The sequence below is a fragment of the Roseicyclus sp. genome (genome assembly GCF_052168335.1).
Lineage (GTDB): Bacteria > Pseudomonadota > Alphaproteobacteria > Rhodobacterales > Rhodobacteraceae > Roseibacterium.
In genome coordinates, this window is sequence record NZ_JBQLZP010000059.1 from 1 (window position 1) to 1,647 (window position 1,647).

Annotated in this window: 1 protein-coding gene and 1 pseudogene; both read left to right on the forward strand. The window is 72.1% G+C overall.

Features of this window, described 5'->3' with window-relative positions; all coding sequences use genetic code 11:
• Positions 1 to 218: 218 nt before the first annotated feature.
• Positions 219 to 1,268 carry a FliG C-terminal domain-containing protein gene (locus ACTS11_RS01995; RefSeq protein WP_442638680.1) on the forward strand — a complete coding sequence of 350 codons (1,050 nt, stop codon included), beginning with the start codon at positions 219 to 221 and terminating at the stop codon, positions 1,266 to 1,268.
• Between the two features lie 41 nt (positions 1,269 to 1,309).
• Positions 1,310 to 1,647: pseudogene (locus ACTS11_RS02000) on the forward strand (ligase-associated DNA damage response exonuclease); the annotation flags it as partial.

Genomic DNA, 1,647 nt, shown 5'->3' on the forward strand with positions numbered 1-1,647 from the left:
ACCGCGCGCTGTCGCGCGGGATCACGGCCGGCGCCCCGGTCGGCTACTGACGCCGGGCGCCGAAACCGCGCGAAACGCTCCGGTCTCGGCATTTCGGCGGCGACCCTCAACGGTTCCTTCATCCATTTCGGGCCTACTGGTCGCGCGGGCGGACCACTCCGGCCGCTGGCCGGTCGGCACTCCCTGGCCGGTCGGCACTTCATGGATGGGCGGGAGCAATGCTGGAGAGTTTCGCGGCGGAGGATGCCATCGCGCACATGCGCGACATCACGCCCGACCACCTGACGCGCCGGCAGAAGGCGGCGGTAATCGTGCGCCTGCTCCTCAGCCAGGGCGTCTCGCCCGGCCTCGACAAGCTGACGCCCGCGCAGCAGGGAACGCTCGCCCGCGCCATGTCGGGCCTCGGGCAGATCGACCGCGCCACGCTCGCCTCCATCGTGACGGAGTTCACGGACGCCCTCGACCGCCTCGCGCTGACCATGCCGCGGGGGATGCACGACGTGCTCGAGATCCTCGATCCCTACATCTCGGCGCAGGCGCGCGACGGGCTGAAGGCCGAGGCGGAGATCGGCGACGGCACCGATCCCTGGCTACGCCTCGCCGCGATGGAGCCCGCCCTGCTGCGCCCCATCCTCGACGAGGAAAGCGCCGAGATCTGCGCGATCCTCCTCTCCAAGCTCAGCGTCGCGAAGGCCGCGAGCCTCCTGTCCGACCTGCCCCCGGCGCGGGCCGAACTCATCGCCCATGCCGTCGCCCTGACCGAGACGGTGACGCCCGACACGACGCTCAGGATCGGCGAGCAGCTCCATGCCCAGATCGTGGCGGCGCCCAAGCGCGCCTTCCGCACCGATCCGGTGACCCGCGTGGGCGCGATCCTGAACGCCGTGGGCAGCGCCGCGCGCGACGCCGTGCTCGACGGGCTCGACAGCCGCGATGCCGACTTCGCCATCCGCGTGCGCCGCGCGATCTTCACCTTCGAGCACATCCCCCGCCGCGTGAGCGCCGCCGACGTGCCCCGCATCGCCGCGGCGATGGATGGTGCGACCTTCGCCACGGCGCTGGCCGCGGGCCTCGTGAAGGCGCCGCTTTCGGTCGAGTTCCTGCTCGAGAACATGTCCAAGCGCATGGCCGAGCAGCTCCGCGACCAGGCCGAGAGCGCGGGAACCCCGCGCGACGACGTGGGCGAGGCCGCCATGGCCTCGGTCGTGGCCGCGATCCGCGGGCTCGAGGAAAACGGCGAAATCAGCCTCATCATCGAGGACGAGTAGCCGCCTTTCGCCGCGGGGTCGCGGGCGCCTATATCGGGGGCATGGTCCTCCAGTTCACCGAGGCCGGGATCTACTGCCCCGCCGCCGACGCCTATATCGACCCCTGGCGCCCGGTGCCCCGCGCGCTGATCACGCACGGGCATTCGGACCACGCGCGCGGAGGCCACGGCGCCTATCTCTCGACGGAGGCGGCCGCGCCCGTCATCCGCCACCGGCTCGGCGACATCCGCCTCCAGACGATCGGCTACGGCGAGACGCGTCAGATCGGGGCCGCGCGGGTCAGCTTCCATCCCGCGGGCCACGTGCCGGGCTCGGCGCAGATCCGGGTCGAGGTGGGCGGCGAGGTCTGGGTCGTCTCGGGCGACTACAAGACCGTGGA